The organism is Streptococcus sp. HMSC073A12 (assembly GCF_001812815.1).
In the GTDB taxonomy this organism is placed as follows: domain Bacteria; phylum Bacillota; class Bacilli; order Lactobacillales; family Streptococcaceae; genus Streptococcus; species Streptococcus vaginalis.
The window spans coordinates 24764-41991 of the sequence record NZ_KV810528.1; the positions used below are offsets into that span (position 1 = coordinate 24764).

Consider the following 17228-nt stretch of genomic DNA (forward strand, 5'->3'; position numbering starts at 1 on the left):
GGTCTAATCTTCAAACCACAACAATTTAGTAAGCTATGATCGTTTTCTATCAATCTGCATTCTAAGTTGGGCTCAAATAACCGCCGTGAGTTTTTTCACAGCGGTTATTTCTTGCTATTTGCTTTGTTTGTTTAAGTGATGATTGATTTTCTCAATTTTCTTCTTAGTCAGATAAGACAGGATTGCCCAAAGGATGAGATAAACAACAGTAAATTCCAAAATCAACTGTAAGATGAAAATGGGTTCACTTGGGAACCATCCGGCTAATAGAGCTAGAGGGATAAACCCTAAAATCATAAGCCCATAGTGGTAGATTGTTGCTTTGAGAATGCTCCAATCTTTTTTGAAAAGCTCTTTTCCTAAGCTAAAGAGCAAGCCGATTAGACTCCAAATTACTGCGCAATAGAGAACGACTAAGGCGCCGTGAATATGATGCTGTTCCATCCAAAGACCAACTGCTGAATAAGGGTTGAGCGGATGATAGACAGGTGCAAAAAAGTAAGAAAAGATGACGGATAGGAGGAGTCCGATAACAATGCCTCCTAGAGCATCTCTGAATAATGTTTTTTTCATAGTTGTAATTTCTCCTTTATAGCTTTGAGATAACGGCGAGATGAATAAGTTATCTGACCGTTTTTTAGTGTAATCTGAATCAGACCGCTGTCGGTCAATTTCAGATGATCAATCTGTTTGGTATTGATGATTTCAGATTGGGAAATCTGTAGAAAATCAGCAGGAAGCAATTCCAAAACTTGATAAAGTGGAAGCCCTAAGTGATAATTGTCTGTTACTGTTTCAGCCCAAACTTGGCGATTTTCAATATAAACCCGCTGAATTTCAGTAGTATCTAATAGGTAAATCTCTTCCTCTTTTTTGGCTCGAATAACTTTGTTTTTATCGAGTTGTTGAGCAAATTTCAGCAGTTGCTGAATGGTATCTGACAAAGCCGGTGCTTCGATAATGACTTTTTCCTCTGAAAACTTTTCGTCAATATGCAATTGAACTTTCATAAACATTCCTTCTTTCCAGATGTTGGTTTGCTGCTGATTTTCGTTAATACCAAGAGGTCACTAACTACCTCCTTCTTCCTAAATCTATTAAACATTATTTCGACTAGGAAAACAAGGACTTTTACCTAAGTGGTTGCTTTGCTTGTCTATTTGGTTCTTTCTAGGAAGCGATGTGTGTTCCCCTCACATCGGGCTTCTGATAGAAAAACAGCTTTATGTTATAATAATAGCTAGAATACTTACGGAGAAAACTATGTCAAAAATTATTGAACTGGACTTTAGCTAATCATATACTAGCATAGAACCCTTGGAACGTTGATATTGCAGGATTTCTGGAAAACCTGTCTCCTTACATTTTTACTTATTTTTATCAAAAGTCCACAAAAAGGGGAGTAAATTTTACGAGTTCAGCAGGCAAGAAACTAGCACCCAAAAGGTGCTTTTTTTGGTTTGGTATAATATAGTTGTTCTTGATAAACTTTTGATACCTAAAAACTGAGCTAATCATATTGTTAGCTACCTAACAAATAGCATAACAACAAAACTCAATGCAAGTGATGACACCCCTTAAAAATCTGAAAAATTGGCGTGCGACGTAAGAAGACACCTTGTGGCGGCTCTCCTCGGCACGAGATAGGGGCGGGGGTTAATTTAACCACTCGGATAATATAATTATACCCCAATCACTTAAAACGTCATACAGGGCATTTTAGGGGCTAATAATGACGTGCTAGAAAAATCAATAAATTCACTGTGTAATCTAATTAAATAAGGAATTGGTTTGGCACCCTAAGATCTCTTTGAGATTGGCGCCTAAGTCAATTCCTTTTTTTGTATGATGTCAACTGAATGTTTTCACTCATTTTATCAACTTATTAGCGTATTTTGTTAGGATTAGTTAGGAAAATGTTAGGATTAACTTTTTTGATTTTTTCCTGTTTTTTTGCCGCACGCTTTTTCTTCATCAGTTTCCGCTGATTCTCTCTAGCCCCGTCCTTACGGCGTTTCTCACTGCAATATTTTGACCGACTAGATGTAGCCGTGAACTTTTTACCACATATCGAACACTTAATTTTTTTCATTTCCTAACTCCCAAATCCTAACGCGAGAAAAAATGTACAGTGACGGCGTGAAGCTCCGCGCTTGCCAAGGGTAGGGGGTCACCCCCCTATCTTTTTAAGATTAAAAAATATTCAGAGAAGAATTATTTAGAAAGTTTTTTTAACATTTCTCTTAATCCTTCTTCAAATTGTTTAGTCTTTTCCGTTTTTACTCCAAATTTTCGTTCAGCTTCTTCCTCTGCTTCACGCGCGGCTTTAGCTTTAGCAAGTGCAATCTCGTTTTCTTTTCGTTCTTCGTTTTCGTCATGCATTCTTTGCAGTGCTTTGTTGAGAATTTTTTGATTACCTCGTTGCTTGGTCTCTGCTTTTTCTCTAATTCCTCTCAAGAAATTACTAAACTCTTGGTTTTGTTTCTGTCTTTCGCGTTCTGCGCCTGTCTCTATATCTTCAAAAAATTGATAAGGATTGCGTTCTTTTTCCATTATTTAATTACCTCGTTATATCTTTCAACAAAATTATCTAAAAGCAATGAAACATTTCTTCTAAGATCATACGATAGGCCATTAAAACGCCCAGAAAGCAAGTGACCGTCATCATCGTATTTGTAATCCTCTGTATTGCGGCCGATGAAATTTTCAAGTAAAGCTAAGACTTTATTAGCAAGTGTATAGTTTTCAATATGTCGCTCTCTTAATTTTTCAAACTCTGGGAAGAAGTCTTCAACTTTTTTAATAATCGCATCATTTTCTGTGTCGGCGACTGTTTTAATTTCATCTACCAGTTTGTTGTATTCTTCTTTGGTGACTAGAGGTTGATGTTGTAACTCATCTAATTTATCTTCTAGCAATTCTTTTGTATTGGTTGCAGTCCATAGTTCACGCTTTGCGATGTCATAAGCGGCAGCATCGACTTTCTTTTTTGCCTCAATAATATCCTGCCTAGCTTTTTCAATTGTCGGCTCAATAGCTTCTAGTTCTGTCTGATACTTTTCAATCTCCTGTAAATTAGATTCTTTTAATTGTTCTAATTTTTGACTAATTTCTTTAAGTGTTTGTGTCATGTTTTTTTCTCCTTTATTATTTCTAATATGTTGATTACTCATTTTAGTCATTGTAAGGGATCATCTCGTATTTTTTGAGTCTGTAAAATTTTTGCCAGATTTTCCACACCCTTTCTCTTAATTCTGTAAATTGTTGTCTTTGATTTGCTTATGCTATCCTCAATCTCCCAGATTTCTAAGTGGTTGACGTAGTACATTCGTAAAACTGCTCTTTCAAGGGGGTCGCTCAACTTATCAATTAAACCAACGGTGTACAGTCGTTCTTTTATAACTCTATCAAGTCTTTTCTGTATATTTTCTTTTAATTCTAAGATGTTTACTATCTTATTCTCTACGTGGTTTATCCTGCTAGTTTGTACGCTTGCCTGTGTGAGAGTTGACTTTTTAAAAAGTTTTTCATCTAGGTATTGCATTTCTAATTGTAGCCCTTGTATTTCTTTATCAAGCCACTTGATAACCTCTAATTTTTGTTTCAGTTCCTGGATAGTCATTCTCGCTGCTCCTTTGTGTTATAATAGTCTTATAGTTTTCATTCACAAAGGAGTCAGCCTTGTGCTGGCTTTTTTTGCGTTTTCTCTCGCTTCGCTCTTGGTTCGTTTCTCTATCCAAGATAAGAAGCCTACTGATAATCAGTAAGTTTCTTATCTTGCCTTTGCTGTCTCGTCTGTTGATACTATGATGACATACTTTGCTTTAATCTTCTTTGTTTAGATTTGTATTGTAATACTCTAAACCTTGATATTCATTGTCAATGTCTACAGACTTGAATAAGTCAACCGCTTCATCATCTAGCATATCAAGCGTTCCAATTGCTGTTTCACTATCTGCGTTCAATGGTTCATCACTTAACAAACGTTCTGCATAATCTAACAACTCACTCTCATATAATGCAACCTTGTTAATCAATTCCTCAAACGTTGCTTGTTCCTTTAGTTGTTCTGTTCGTTTGTCAATGTACTCATGAATAGTATCATCATAAGCAATCTCACGCGCTTCCTTGTCGCTGTCCTCTACTTCTTTCATCAGCTCGTTATATTGTGCCATTTCATCAACTTGGTTATCCAAGTCACTTTCTTCCTCAATTGGCTTTGGTTGATAATGTAATTCATCATCTTCTAACATCATTGAGAAGCTTTCCAAACAATTGAAAACACTAAAAGCGATTGCTTCAAATTCTTCTTGTTTCTCTTCAGGAAGATAGCTCTTATAGTCTTTGGTCTGTAATAGCTCGGATAGCTCGCAAGTTTCTTCTACCCATGCTTTGAGTTCTGTTAGGGGCATTGGTGCTGTTGTTTTGTTTGTGTTAGTCATATTAGTTACCTCTTTCATCTTTTGATTGTTTGTAGCTTAATTAGTTTGCCAGATAGCGCTAGCAATGCTTTCTAATTCGTCTTGGATTTTATCAGCATTTCTATCTTGTCTGTTCAAGCGTTCTAGGTCTCTAAAACTATTGTACAGCGTTGCGGATAGCTTACAGATTTCTAGCGCTGTCTGTTCATCAAGTTTGTATCTTTCCTTGATTGTCAGAACCGTATCAACCAACTCATCCACAAAAGCCATGCTATTGTTATAAGTCATTTTCACATCTTGATTATCCATTTCCTTAATTTACCTTTCTTGTTTTTCTTATTTTTTAATAAAATATCAATTCATGTATATACTTTTGTTTTTATTAGGAAAAATATTAGTTTCCGCCTAATATTTCAAATCCCAGTCATAGCAAGGGATTAGAGCTGTTTGTTAGTTATTAGTTTTTGTTTTTACTTCTGCGTCTATATATAATAGCTACTTTCTTTTTTACTATATATATATTATGTTTTAAAAACTAATAAACTAATATTACATGGCTAAGCCCTTATAGTAACTGGTTTTATTGGTATTAGGTTTTAAAAAAATCACCACATTACAAAACTAATAAACTAATATTTTATTTTTCTAGCTTGATACCCCAAACCCCAATAAATTTGTTACCGTAAAAGCCGTTAGGGTCTAGTGTGTTAAGTGTATAAAATTCTAGCGATTTCTTTTTTTATATTCTGGCCAATGATTATAATACCCACGTTCATTTTTGGGCTTTTTCTGTTTTTCAGGGGTTGCTCTACCATTAGAATAATTAAGGCTTGCGAAAAATGGGAGGTCTTTCTTAGGGTAAAATGCCTTGGGGTAGTTTTGGGTTAGATTTTTAGCTAACCTGATAAATCCCTTGGTACATAAGGGTTTGAGGGGTCAGATTATGGGTTAGTTTCACTTTTTACTTCTCTACACATATAGGGGAGGTATATATTACTATTACTTGCTTAATATATTTTACCTAACCTAACTAACCTAATACTAATAAAGTCAATAATATCAAGGGTTTAACTGGGTTAGTAAAGGGGTTAGGAGTGAAAATCTTTACTAACCTAAACTTTGAAAACTGTTGGTACTATAGGGTTTCTGCTTTTTAAAAGCCTAACCTAATCACTATTTTCTAAATGTATTCCCCACACCCCTTTGATAAATCTATCTCTATGAAAGCCGTAAGGGTCTAGAATATCATAAAATTCTTGGGCTACTGTGCCATTTTTTGCTTTGTATTCATTGCCTGTATTCCTTTCTAGTTCTATGATAACTGCCTTGCTGAATTGTCCTAGCTTTGGTTTATCTATGCCCATGTCCTCGGCGAATTCTTTGAGTTTGTTCCGTGCTATAAACATTGGTACATGATTGACTTCATGCCAACCGTTTGGAATATAGTAGTTTTCAACCCAGACCTTAATATAATCGTTGTTGTTCTTGTATTCCGTTAACGTTTCCTGTACTGCTTTAGGTTCTATGAATTTGTCAAAATCAGCCATATTTAAAATTTCAAACAGTATCCACTCCAACAGCGCTTTATCTTTGATAAATTCGTCTTTGATTTCAGGGCGTTCTGTCTCACCGTTAAAATCAGCATTGAAAGGAATGATACACAAGCGCCTATACCAGCCTGCGGTCTTGTTTCTAGCGCTTGGTAAGTCGTTCCCTGAAAAGATACACAAAAGCTTAAAACGTGCTTCTATTGGTTGCTTGCCTTTCTTATTGACCTGTACAGGGTCACCGCTAACAATACTCATAAGGTCGGATACTTCATCAAGGTATTTATTTGATATGTCATCGCCAATATTACACACTTTACCCTCAAGCGCTCCTAAATAAAATTCTTTTCCGAATTGGTCGGGTTTTAGATTGCTTATGTTCTCCCTGCCTATTAAGTTTTCTAGCAAGGCTTGGAAAGTTCCCTTACCATTATTACCGTCACCAACAAGCAACACCATTTTTTTACGTGTTCGGTTCGGATTGATAGCCTCATTCATGACCTGCCATAAGAGCGTTACAAGCTCTTTATCATTACAAGTCAACGTATCAAGCCATTTATCAAAATCAAACCAACCGCCTAAAGTTGGCTTCTTGGCAAATGGATTGCAAGAAGTTTTAATCTTACTTGTAATAATGAATTTAGGGCTAAACTTTTCTAATTGCTTTGTTTTGATATTATATACGCCATTAGCGACTGGAATATAGCGATAGTCGCTTAATGGTGGCTGTATTTTGGTTTCTGTACGGATATAAGCTATTAATTCATTGAAAAATCTATGGGAAGTCAGGCGGTTGTCATATTTTAACAACAATTTTCTAAAAATATCATCACTTGACACATAGTAACCTAGGTCTAAATGATAGATATACAACTTACTAACGTCACTAATTGCACCCTCTCCGATAAAAGTAAAATAACAATGCTTTTTCAGTACTTTAGCCACTGTAGACACATTAGGCTGTGGTGTGACCGTACGTTCGTTTTTTTGTCCCTCGTTGACAATATAGGCGTTTTCTTTTCGCCACGCGCTCCCTAGCTGATACAATAAATTATATAGCTCTGCCATGGCCTTGGGTGGCTCTATTCTTTCTTCACGCGCCTCTAAGATTTCACTTTCAAGGCTTTTCAAATCTTCTTTTTCTATGGCTCTATCCTCTCTTTCTAAATTCTGCTCTTGCTATACTGGTAAAAGTGCGGTCTAACTCCTCAATCGGTAATGGGTTATCTGTCACACTGTTAGCTATCTTTGTCAACTCGTAAGCTGTTTCTATATCACAATCAACCCACTTATTAAAGAGTAGCCCGACAAAGCGCGTGAGTGCCACGTTACGCCCTCCCTCGTCTCCAAATCCGTTGAAAAGCGTGTCAATAATTCTCATGGTCATTGACCTCTGTCCACTTGCTCTAGGCTTGTAACGCTCAGTAGTTTCTTGCTTCGCTCTTGGTTCAACCTTTGGTACTGGATAATCTAGACCATGCTCTACGATTTTTTGATACTCTGCTCGGTCTCCTGTTGTTATTGGTAGCCCTTGGAGCTGTGACCAAGTAAGGCTGGCCATATCAAAGGGTAGCCCAATCTTATCAGCAATTTCTTTCACTACCTGCTTATAGGATTCTTCGTTCATGATGCCACTGGGCTTCACTACAAGCCGATAACGGGGTTTTTCTGCCGTGTGTTTGATTGTGGGATAAATGATATAAGAATAGCCAAAAAGTGCGTCAGAAACGATTTTAGGTAGGTCTATGCCTGTGTTAATCTCGTCATAATCCAGAAAAATTAAATCACGATAGACAAGGCTTGTATTATTGCGCTTATAAGTTCCATTCTTCTCTGGTGTTACTTTTCCGCTTAAGCAGTAGGGGGCTTGTGTGCGTTTGTATTCTGCAATATCTGCTCCCTCTGGGACAACTAAAGGACTAAAGTTTGCGATATATTCAAATGGTTCTAGTTTTCCCTTGTATGGTCTTAGAATTGAGCTAAAACCTTTACTTTCGTATACTGCCATTTTATCGTCCCTTTCTGCGTTTTTTCTTCAACTTTTTAAGCCTTTTTTGTTCTTCTTGCTGTTCCAATGTAGGGCGACGGTCTTTATAAAGCTTTTCATTGTGATAATGTCCGCTCTTTTGTGCGGGGTGTATATTATATCTTCCCATTATCCAACTCCTCTAAAATTTCAACAATCCGTGGTATTTTTTGTTCAACTAATCGTAAAACTGCTTGACTAGTGTTCAAATTATCATCAACCAAAGCTACAGTTGCTAACGTCTGTAGGTCATTTAATTCTGGTATAATATCATCAATCATTTTTCTACTCCTAAAAATAATAAAACGTCATCAATTTTGTAGAATACGGTGCGCGTGCCTTCGATTGGTGGCATGTATCGTTTTAAACCTGCCTGCTCCCACCGTTGCAACGTGTTAAAGCTAACAGATAAGTCTGTTAGTAGTTCATCTTGTGTGATTAGTCCTAATGTTTTGGACTTTGGCTTGGTATAGGACTTTAGAAAACCAGATACCAGCTTCAGCACTTCCATTTTTAGGCTTTCTTCACTCTCTCTGCTCAAACTAAACATACTTACACTCCCTCTAACAGTTTATTGACAAGTTGCTTATATTCTTCTGGTTCAGCATTCATTAGAACGTTTAAGCGTTTCTGTTCGTCTTGTAATTGATTGTAGAAAGACTTAGCACCGTCCAATAATTCAGCTTTATCTTCTGGAATAAAATAGCCACGATTAAAACCATGTCTAACACCAACAATAGGAATACCATATCTTGTGATTAGTTGGCTGATAATCTTCTGTACCGTTCTTTCCTCTAATTTTAAAGTTAGGGCTATTTCTGCTCCTGTGATTGGATTATCTGCCCCCACTTTGATTTGTCTTAACACGCGCTTATAATTTACTGGTAAAGTTGGAAGTTTCATTCAATCGTCTCTCTTTCTTTGCTGGCTAGGATAATCTGCCCTCTTTCCCACATATCGCAAAAATCCATTAAAGTTTCTAAAACTCGTTCTAGTTGGTTTCGTTCCTCAATACTGTAACAGTCAAATTTATTTTCTAGAGAAAAATCTAACATAGTCTGATAGGCTTCTTCTAGCCAAATACCAAAGTTCTTAGCTCTTTCATTTGCAAGGTCAAACTCTTTTTTATCTGTCATGGTCTGTCTCCTTAATTATAATATCGTCCCTGTGATTGAATATAAGCCCCGTAACGCTCTTTAACATGGTTGTCAGGTATTTCTTCCTTAACTTCTTTTGGAGCTTCTACAGGCTTGATTTTAGCTATTTCAATGCCAATTAGGATAAGTAAAACCATGATGACTAACTGCCCCCATATTGGTAAATTAATTTCTTGGTATAGCATGCCTTAACCTCTTCTTTCTTGCTTCTTGCTGGTAAACCGTTAACTACTCTGTAAACAATATCAGTTGTAATCTCATAACCTAGAGTGTTCCAAGCCTGCTCAAAGGTTTCTGCCCAACCTGTATAGATGTTGTGGTACGTAACCATTACATTAGCAACAATCACCCAAGCCGTTGATTGGTCGTACATTGCTTTAAAAAATTCCTCTGCTCTTTTTTTGGTTTCATCTCGTTTTTTAAAGACCGCTTTCTGTTCGTCTGTGTAATGCTCTAAACTAAATAGATTTGCTTTGTTTTCTACGCATTTAAATTTCATAATTATTTTTCCTTAATCGCCTTTTAATGCTGTTTTCTTGTATTTATGCCCTTTTTAAGGGTTAGCGCCCTCCGTATGGTCAAAATGTTTAAAATCTGCTATAATAGACACATAAAACCTTTTTAATAATGGCTTGCCTGCTTTATTAATCGTGTTTTATTTCCGACTTAAGGCTTTTCTGATTGGTTTCGGTAAGCCTTTTTTCTTTGCTTTCACGCTCCTTGTGAGAGCTTTTCTTTTTGTCTAAAGACCATTGTTTTTATCTCTTGATAGCTAAAATTCAGATTGATTAGAGCTATTGTCATGTCCTCTAATGCTTGATACTGCGCTAACTCAATACTATTCAAGCAATCAATACCAGTTTCCCCACCTCGCTTAGTGGTTAATTGTGTTTTGTTATAGCCCGTAACACCTTTTAGCAAAAGATTATAAACAGTAGAATAAGCCATTTTAGGGGCGTTCTCCCAACGGTTAATAACTTCGTTAAGTGCCAAGCGTTTAGGCCTTTCGGAAGCTCGCTCTATCCTAATCTTGGTTAACTCGTCCCTCATCTCAAAGAAAGCACTAACTAAATTCTTTTTAAACTCTCTTACGGGTTTGGTGTTATCCAAGTAAGTGATAAGTAGTGTCGCTTGTTGTTCGTTAAGATGATAAATTTTTCTAGGGCGACCACGACCGTCATTTATTTTTGTCATTTCAAATGACAATATTCCAAACACCTCTAAATCTTCTTTATGGTTTTCAATCAATTTTCTAACTGAAATACGTTCAATTTCAGCACATTCTGCGATAATTTCATTCGTTGTGTACGGCTCTTTCTTGCCGTCTAAATAAACTAGATTCATTTGTGACCTGCCTTTCTAGTCTTGATAAAATAGTTCATCAATGGTGATATCTGGTTTAATTTCAGCAACCATTGACTTAATCGCTAGGCGCTCTTTGTCATTGAAGGGCGTTTTCTTCGTCTCTTTGTTATTGTAAGACTGCAAAGAGATATTCAGCTTGTCTGCCATTGCTTGCTGTGTTAGCCCAAGCATGACACGATAGCCTTTTAATTTGCTCATGGTGTTTCTCCTTTCTAGATGAATAGATTGAAAAAGTGAAAGGTTTTGGTGAATTTTTTGTGCAACTTATGTTGCTGCTTTTGATTATAGTGTACATTTTATTCAATGTCAATAGTTTTTTGAAAAAAATTGTATTTTTCGTTCACTTTTTTCAAAAAATGATTTATAATCAATCGTGAAAGGTCGTTAAATTATGAATAGATTGAAAGAACTCAGAAAAGAAAAAAGCTTGACCCAACAAGGTCTAGCTGATGAAATAGGTATCACAAAAAGAACTTATATCTATTGGGAACAAGGAGAGCGCCAAATAAAACCAGACAAAGCCCAGCAATTAGCTGACTACTTCAAGGTAAGCGTTGGGTATCTGTTGGGGTATACTAATAATCCCAAGCTATACAGTGATGAAATAGCAATTGAACCAGAGGAAGGGGTGGTGTTAACTCATTCAGAACAACGAAACAATGAAAAGCTAGACTCGATAAGAAAAAAAACACAAAAGCAAAAAGACGATTTTGTTAACTTCCTGTCTGAAAATCAGTTCTTTTTAGATAATCAGACCATAGATAGCATTTTGATACTGATAAAGAATTTAGATTTAGATAGCTCTGACCCTTGGCGGGTAAAACTCTCGGAAATGATTGTAAATGATACTTTACCCGCTGACTTAAGGCAAAAATATAGTTATATAATTGATAAAGGAATGTATTGACCCACGCGCCAACATTTTGCTACATTTTGGCTTACAGTAGCGCTCAATATTTCGCTATTTCTATACTAGGATTTTCTCGTATTTTCTAGTATTTCTAACCTGCTTTCCTAATTTAGGACTACAGTTATCCCAACATTTCCCAACAATTCATATAAACCTAAAATCTTGTCACTTTTTAGGGTGGATAAAATGGCTGATTTTCTTTTTTTAAGGCGTCAGCAATGTCATTTTTTTAAAGGTGTCTAAGATTACTATGATACATTGCTATTAAGAAATACATAATAAAGAAAGTGTGAAAATATGGATGAATTAATGCAACAAATGGCTGATAAATTCGGTGATATGGTCCAGGCTGTAATCATTGAAAAAACAAAAGTCATTGATATTGATCAGACATTGCCCCTGGAACTTAACCAAAAACAATTGGCAACTTTGCTCGGTTGTTCTACAAGTCGCTTACCTGAATTTATTTATCGGAAAGATTTTCCTAAGATTGATAGAGGATATGGAAGGAGATTAGCTTTTCCGAGAGATGCAGTAAGGGAATGGTATAATAATAACTGGCACAAGTTATAAACAAATTAACTAAGATGATTTTTAAACTTTCCCGCGCGTGTGCGAATGCGTGTGCGAATAGATTGTTATCGATAAATCCTTTAATAACGCCTTTTTCTAACAGGAAACAAACTTATTAGTCTGCGCGTGTGCGAATGCGTGTGCGAATAGATTGGAGAAAAAATGAGAAAATACGATATACAAAAATTGTTATTATCAGGGGAGAACCAAAGTATCGAATTTAAAGAAGCTAAAAATTCTTTCCCTAAAGACGGTATGAAAACAATTTGTTCCTTCGCTAATACAAATAATGGTCTGTTAATTCTAGGGGTCTCAGAAAATACAAAGAGTAAAGATTTTTATATTTCCGGCGTTAATGATTCCGATAAAGTACTGGACGAATTATATAGTTTACTTAATAACCCTAATAAAATTAATAGAAATGTGATTAATGAAGAAAGTGTTGAAGTCACAAATATAAAAGGAAAAGAGATTATCATTATCCCTGTTAACAAGGTTGACTACAAGGATAAACCTATATATCTTAATAACAATATAGCATCTACCTATTTTCGTCAGGGGACTGGTGATTTTAGGTGTTCACAAGAACAAATCAATGCGATGCTAAGAGATTCTGCAAAAGAAAGTTTTGATAGTACACTTGTTCAGGATTTCTCTATTTTAGATTTAGATAGAGAAACAATAAACCGTTATAGAGAAAAGTTCGATAATATTAATGCTGAGCACCCTTTTTCCAAATTAGACACCGAGCAATTTCTCTTAAAAATAAACGCTCTACGAAGAGATCGTACAGATAATAAAATAAAACCAACTGTGGCTGGATTATTAATTTTTGGAACACATAATGCCATAAAAGAGTTTATTCCTCACTATAACGTAGAATATGTTTTAAAAGAATTTACCGAAAATAATCGATTTAAAGACCGAGTAATTTATGATGGTACGTGGGGAGAAGATAATCTTTTTAATTTCTTTCACCTAGTTATCGAAAAATTGTATCTAACTTTAAATGACAACTCTAACATTCAAGAAAATTCTATGAATAGAATTGGGATTTCAAAGTTACGAATTGCAATTCGTGAGGCATTCGTTAACAGCCTTATTCATAGTGATTATAAAAGCGAAAAAGGGATAATGGTAATTAGATATTCTGATAGATATATATTCACAAATGGCGGAACACTTAGAATTGACTTAAAGGACTTTTTTAGTGGAGCACATTCTGATCCAAGAAACTACTTAATACAAGAAATTTTTAGGTTTTTAAATTTATGTGAAAAAGCGGGAACTGGTATACCTAAAATAATGGAAGCAGTTAAAGAGAGCCATTTAAAGTATCCCAAATTACGAACTGAATTAGACTCAGTTGAACTTACATTATGGGATACTTCCCTTATAGATAACCTAGATATTGATAACGAATATGAGAAAAAAATATTAGAGTTAATAATCGAAAACCGTTTCATAACAAGAGAGACTTTGGAAGAAAAACTAAAAATCCATAAAAATACAATTTTAAAATATTTAAAAAAATTAGTGGAAAAACAAGCTATCGATAAATTCAAATCTGGTAGACAATACGTATACTTTATTGCACAAAACCAAGATCCTGAATTTCAAAAATATAACCACATTGATGCTATGTATTCTCTACTGGAAGAAATGAAACGAAAATAGGGCTATTCTCGTAGCTCTACGCATGATATAAACCAACTCAATCTAAAACCTTTTTAATAATGGCTTGCCTGCTGTAGAAAGGTTTATCATGAATATCAAAGAAGTTATTAAAAAAAACGGTACAAAAGTGTACCGCTCAAATGTTTATTTGGGAGTAGATAGCATTACAGGAAAGAAAGTTAAAACGACTGTAACAGGGCGAACGAAAAAAGAAGTCAAAGTTAAAGCCCAGCAAACCCAGATAGATTTTAAACTGAATGGTTCAACCATTCAAAAGGCAGTCACGGTCAAGAATTTTCAAGAGCTTGCTGATATATGGCTAGAAAGCTATAAGCTGACCGTTAAGCCTCAAACCTATGAGGCGACATTGAGCAATCTAAGAACCCATATTTACCCAGTTTTTGGGAACAGACAACTTGACAAGATAACGGCTAGTGATATACAAGTTTTTATCAATCAGTTATCAAGATATTTTGAAAACTTTGTGACAATACGGTCAATCATCAGGAGGATTTTTCAGCAAGGAATATTGCTGCAGCTTGTCACTAATAACCCAGCTAGAGATATTATACTTCCTAGAAGACAAAAGAAGGCTGATAACAAGGTAAAGTTTATTGCTCCAGATGATTTGAAGGCTTTTCTTGATAATCTAGAAAAGAAGCAGTACAAGCGTTATGGTTTGTATTATGAGTATGTCCTCTATCATTTGCTCTTGTCTACAGGATTACGGATCGGTGAAGCCTGCGCCTTAGAATGGACTGACATAGACCTTGATAAGAGTACAATCACAGTAAATAAAACGTATAACAAAGGCTTAAAGGCGGTTAGTACAGCCAAGACAAAGTCAGCCAATCGAACCATTAGCATAGATAATAAAACTATTCTCATGCTCAAACAGTACAGGAACAGACAACGCCAGCTATTTTTCGAGACTGGGGCGCGTGCTCCGTCTGTTGTCTTTGCCACCCCTACAAGAGAATATTTTGATTTGGCAATCAGGCAAAGTGCTTTAGATACCCGTTGTAAAGAAGTAGGTATCCCTCGCTTTACCTTTCACGCTTTCCGCCATACTCACGCTAGTTTATTGCTGAATGCTGGTATCTCATACAAAGAATTACAATATCGATTAGGTCATTCTAATATTACAATGACCTTAGACATCTACAGCCACCTATCAAGAGACAAAGAAAAAGAAGCAGTAGTTTACTTTGAGAAAGCTATTAGCTCCCTTTAGTCCACAAAAAGGTGAACAAATTGTGTTTTTGATAGTTGTAAACATCATCAGAACCTTATTAAATCAACGTTTAGAAAGGGTAAAACCAAAAACTATGTCAAAAATTATTGAACTACCAGAAAATCTTGCTAATCAGATTGCAGCAGGTGAGGTCATCGAGCGACCTAGCAGCGTGGTCAAGGAGTTGATAGAGAATTCCATTGATGCTGGTGCTACTCGGATTATAGTTGAGATTGAAGAAGCGGGACTCAGGAGCATTCAAGTCATTGATAATGGTGAAGGAATTGAGCATGAGGAGGTTTCCTTGGCTTTGCGGCGGCATGCTACTAGTAAAATCAAGAAACAAGCCGACCTTTTTCGAATTCGGACATTGGGCTTTCGGGGAGAGGCACTTCCATCCATTGCCTCTGTTTCACGTTTGACGATTGAAACTGCGACAAGTAGTGGTGCACATGGAACGCTTCTGATTGCGCAAGGTGGAGAAGTTGAGACTTTAGAGCCAAGTAGCTGTCCTAGGGGCACCAAAATCAAAGTGGAAGACCTTTTTTTCAACACGCCTGCTCGCTTGAAATATATGAAAAGTCAACAAGCGGAACTATCTCACATTGTAGATGTGATTAACCGTTTGAGCTTGGCTCATCCGGAGGTCGCTTTCACTCTTGTTAATGACGGTAAAGAGATGACACGGACAGCAGGAACAGGAAATCTGCGTCAAGCAATTGCTGGCATTTATGGACTGACAACAGCCAAAAAAATGATTGAAATTTCAGCTTCTAATCTGGATTTTGAAGTATCAGGCTATATTAGTCTACCAGAGTTGACGCGTGCCAATCGTAACTACATCACCATTTTCATCAATGGTCGTTACATCAAGAATTTCCTGCTCAATCGAGCTATTCTTGATGGTTACGGTAGTAAGCTCATGGTTGGGCGATTCCCGATTGCTGTGATTGATATTCGGATTGACCCATATCTTGCTGATGTCAATGTTCACCCGACCAAGCAAGAAGTGCGGATTTCAAAGGAGCGAGAGCTCATGACCTTGATATCGCAAGCTATTGCTGCAAGTTTGAAAGAGCAAGATTTGATTCCGGACGCATTAGAGAATTTAGCCAAATCAACCATTAACCGAGCAATTAAGCCTGAGCAGACCAGCCTCCCTCTCAAAGAGAACCGACTTTATTACGATAAAGAAAGAAATGACTTCTTTGTGAAACCACAAGTGTCAGAAGCTCAACCTTCTTTTGAGGAATCTGCCCGATTAGACCAACAATCTGCTGATACAGATGAACTCAATTCAAAAGCTGCTTCTGTCAAATTTGCAGAAAGGCAATCTCCTTCTTACAATCAACTAGATCATCCAGAGCTGGATCAGGCGAGCTTAGAGAGAGCTTTAGATAAGCTAAATAGAGAAGAAACTTCAACGTTTCCAGAATTGGAATATTTCGGGCAAATGCACGGCACCTACCTTTTTGCTCAAGGAAACGGTGGTCTTTATATTATTGACCAACATGCAGCTCAAGAGCGAGTAAAGTACGAATATTATCGTGAAAAAATCGGAGATGTAGATGCTAGTCAGCAGCAGCTTCTGGTTCCCTATATCTTTGAATTTCCAGCTGATGATATGTTGCGTCTGAAACAACGAATGACTCTTTTAGAAGAAGTCGGTGTTTTCCTTGAAGAATACGGAACTAATCAATTTATTCTTCGTGAACATCCCATTTGGTTTAAGGAAGAGGAAATCGAATCAGGTATTTATGAGATGTGCGATATGCTGCTTCTAACCAAGGAAGTCTCTATCAAGAAATATCGCGCTGAGCTGGCTATTATGATGAGTTGCAAACGCTCTATTAAAGCCAATCACAGTTTAGATGACTATTCAGCGCGTGATTTGATTTTTCAGTTATCACAATGCGACAATCCCTACAACTGCCCTCACGGTCGTCCCGTTTTGGTCAACTTCACCAAATCTGATATGGAAAAAATGTTCCGTCGGATTCAGGAAAATCATACTAGCCTGAGAGAATTGGGCAAGTATTAAAACTATTTATAAAAGCTCTAAAACAGAGAGTGGGACGATGAAATCAGTAGTTTCGTAGAAACTTGATTTCATCATCCCACCTCCGCACAGCTCGAAAGGTTTGGGGAACCCTTCGAGGCTGGAAATAAAGTCAAGTGAAACTTGGGTCAAAAGGACTGGAAAAGTTGAGTTATCAACGTATTAGAGTCCACTCAGCAGTGATTGATTGGCACTAAAGTGCCTAATCAATTGTGCATGGGAAACTCTACATTGACTAAAGTCACTAAAGCTTCTCCAA

At 36.5% G+C, this 17228-nt stretch carries 24 protein-coding genes; 5 read left to right on the forward strand and 19 right to left on the reverse strand.

Annotated elements, in window-relative coordinates:
* Positions 1-114: 114 nt before the first annotated feature.
* From HMPREF2876_RS02430 to HMPREF2876_RS02515, 19 genes are all read right to left on the reverse strand, one after another.
* Positions 115-573, reverse strand: a complete 459-nt coding sequence (locus tag HMPREF2876_RS02430; protein WP_024053227.1) for a DUF3021 domain-containing protein — start codon at positions 571-573, stop codon at positions 115-117.
* The gene (locus HMPREF2876_RS02435; protein ID WP_070584100.1) at positions 570-1010 is read right to left on the reverse strand and encodes a LytTR family DNA-binding domain-containing protein; all 441 of its coding nucleotides are present in this window, start codon (positions 1008-1010) and stop codon (positions 570-572) included. The genes HMPREF2876_RS02430 and HMPREF2876_RS02435 overlap by 4 nt, the downstream gene beginning before the upstream one ends.
* A gap of 875 nt (positions 1011-1885) precedes the next feature.
* Positions 1886-2092: a hypothetical protein gene (locus tag HMPREF2876_RS02440; RefSeq protein WP_070584102.1), complete on the reverse strand. Its 207-nt coding sequence runs from the start codon at positions 2090-2092 to the stop codon at positions 1886-1888.
* Between the two features lie 122 nt (positions 2093-2214).
* The gene (locus HMPREF2876_RS02445; RefSeq protein ID WP_070584104.1) at positions 2215-2553 is read right to left on the reverse strand and encodes a hypothetical protein; all 339 of its coding nucleotides are present in this window, start codon (positions 2551-2553) and stop codon (positions 2215-2217) included.
* On the reverse strand, positions 2553-3131 hold the full coding sequence (locus HMPREF2876_RS02450; RefSeq protein ID WP_070584106.1) for a THO complex subunit 7 family protein: 579 nt from the start codon (positions 3129-3131) through the stop codon (positions 2553-2555). Before HMPREF2876_RS02450 ends, HMPREF2876_RS02445 begins: the two co-directional genes overlap by 1 nt.
* A gap of 47 nt (positions 3132-3178) precedes the next feature.
* Entirely contained in the window at positions 3179-3622 is a 444-nt protein-coding gene (locus tag HMPREF2876_RS02455; protein ID WP_070584109.1) for a DUF1492 domain-containing protein, read from the reverse strand.
* Positions 3623-3824: 202 nt separating this feature from the next.
* A complete protein-coding gene (locus HMPREF2876_RS02460) occupies positions 3825-4442 on the reverse strand; it encodes a hypothetical protein (RefSeq protein ID WP_224785020.1) in 618 nt (205 codons plus the stop codon).
* Between the two features lie 36 nt (positions 4443-4478).
* Positions 4479-4730 carry a hypothetical protein gene (locus HMPREF2876_RS02465; RefSeq protein WP_070584111.1) on the reverse strand — a complete coding sequence of 84 codons (252 nt, stop codon included), beginning with the start codon at positions 4728-4730 and terminating at the stop codon, positions 4479-4481.
* A gap of 857 nt (positions 4731-5587) precedes the next feature.
* Positions 5588-7036 carry a DNA primase family protein gene (locus HMPREF2876_RS02470; RefSeq protein ID WP_070584138.1) on the reverse strand — a complete coding sequence of 483 codons (1449 nt, stop codon included), beginning with the start codon at positions 7034-7036 and terminating at the stop codon, positions 5588-5590.
* An 82-nt stretch (positions 7037-7118) separates the two neighbouring features.
* Positions 7119-7976: a primase alpha helix C-terminal domain-containing protein gene (locus HMPREF2876_RS02475; protein ID WP_070584113.1), complete on the reverse strand. Its 858-nt coding sequence runs from the start codon at positions 7974-7976 to the stop codon at positions 7119-7121.
* A gap of 1 nt (position 7977) precedes the next feature.
* A complete protein-coding gene (locus tag HMPREF2876_RS10595; protein WP_181970976.1) occupies positions 7978-8124 on the reverse strand; it encodes a hypothetical protein in 147 nt (48 codons plus the stop codon).
* Positions 8111-8275: a hypothetical protein gene (locus HMPREF2876_RS02480; RefSeq protein ID WP_041326058.1), complete on the reverse strand. Its 165-nt coding sequence runs from the start codon at positions 8273-8275 to the stop codon at positions 8111-8113. The genes HMPREF2876_RS10595 and HMPREF2876_RS02480 overlap by 14 nt, the downstream gene beginning before the upstream one ends.
* Positions 8272-8544 (reverse strand): hypothetical protein, encoded by a 273-nt coding sequence (locus HMPREF2876_RS02485; protein ID WP_070584115.1) that lies wholly within the window; start codon positions 8542-8544, stop codon positions 8272-8274. Before HMPREF2876_RS02485 ends, HMPREF2876_RS02480 begins: the two co-directional genes overlap by 4 nt.
* A 2-nt stretch (positions 8545-8546) precedes the next feature.
* Entirely contained in the window at positions 8547-8897 is a 351-nt protein-coding gene (locus HMPREF2876_RS02490) for an HTH domain-containing protein (protein ID WP_070584117.1), read from the reverse strand.
* The gene (locus tag HMPREF2876_RS02495) at positions 8894-9130 is read right to left on the reverse strand and encodes a hypothetical protein (RefSeq protein WP_070584119.1); all 237 of its coding nucleotides are present in this window, start codon (positions 9128-9130) and stop codon (positions 8894-8896) included. The genes HMPREF2876_RS02490 and HMPREF2876_RS02495 overlap by 4 nt, the downstream gene beginning before the upstream one ends.
* An 11-nt stretch (positions 9131-9141) precedes the next feature.
* Positions 9142-9336 (reverse strand): hypothetical protein, encoded by a 195-nt coding sequence (locus HMPREF2876_RS02500; protein ID WP_070584121.1) that lies wholly within the window; start codon positions 9334-9336, stop codon positions 9142-9144.
* Positions 9294-9650, reverse strand: coding sequence for a hypothetical protein (locus tag HMPREF2876_RS02505; protein WP_070584123.1), 357 nt, complete (start codon positions 9648-9650; stop codon positions 9294-9296). Before HMPREF2876_RS02505 ends, HMPREF2876_RS02500 begins: the two co-directional genes overlap by 43 nt.
* A 212-nt stretch (positions 9651-9862) precedes the next feature.
* Positions 9863-10495 carry a Rha family transcriptional regulator gene (locus HMPREF2876_RS02510; RefSeq protein ID WP_070584125.1) on the reverse strand — a complete coding sequence of 211 codons (633 nt, stop codon included), beginning with the start codon at positions 10493-10495 and terminating at the stop codon, positions 9863-9865.
* Positions 10496-10510: 15 nt separating this feature from the next.
* Complete coding sequence (locus tag HMPREF2876_RS02515) at positions 10511-10714, reverse strand: helix-turn-helix transcriptional regulator (RefSeq protein WP_003066809.1); 204 nt, start codon at positions 10712-10714, stop codon at positions 10511-10513.
* Between the two features lie 193 nt (positions 10715-10907).
* Here HMPREF2876_RS02515 and HMPREF2876_RS10100 point away from each other — a divergent pair, with 193 nt between their 5' ends.
* The 5 genes from HMPREF2876_RS10100 (at position 10908) to mutL (ending at position 16951) form a co-directional block, all read left to right on the forward strand.
* A complete protein-coding gene (locus tag HMPREF2876_RS10100) occupies positions 10908-11423 on the forward strand; it encodes a helix-turn-helix transcriptional regulator (RefSeq protein ID WP_083306990.1) in 516 nt (171 codons plus the stop codon).
* 300 nt (positions 11424-11723) lie between these two features.
* Positions 11724-11999 (forward strand): helix-turn-helix transcriptional regulator, encoded by a 276-nt coding sequence (locus HMPREF2876_RS02525; RefSeq protein ID WP_070584127.1) that lies wholly within the window; start codon positions 11724-11726, stop codon positions 11997-11999.
* A gap of 162 nt (positions 12000-12161) precedes the next feature.
* Positions 12162-13676: an RNA-binding domain-containing protein gene (locus HMPREF2876_RS02530; RefSeq protein ID WP_070584129.1), complete on the forward strand. Its 1515-nt coding sequence runs from the start codon at positions 12162-12164 to the stop codon at positions 13674-13676.
* Between the two features lie 88 nt (positions 13677-13764).
* Positions 13765-14910, forward strand: a complete 1146-nt coding sequence (locus HMPREF2876_RS02535; protein ID WP_070584132.1) for a tyrosine-type recombinase/integrase — start codon at positions 13765-13767, stop codon at positions 14908-14910.
* Between the two features lie 94 nt (positions 14911-15004).
* Positions 15005-16951 carry a DNA mismatch repair endonuclease MutL gene (mutL, locus tag HMPREF2876_RS02540; RefSeq protein ID WP_024053225.1) on the forward strand — a complete coding sequence of 649 codons (1947 nt, stop codon included), beginning with the start codon at positions 15005-15007 and terminating at the stop codon, positions 16949-16951.
* Positions 16952-17228 lie beyond the last annotated feature (277 nt).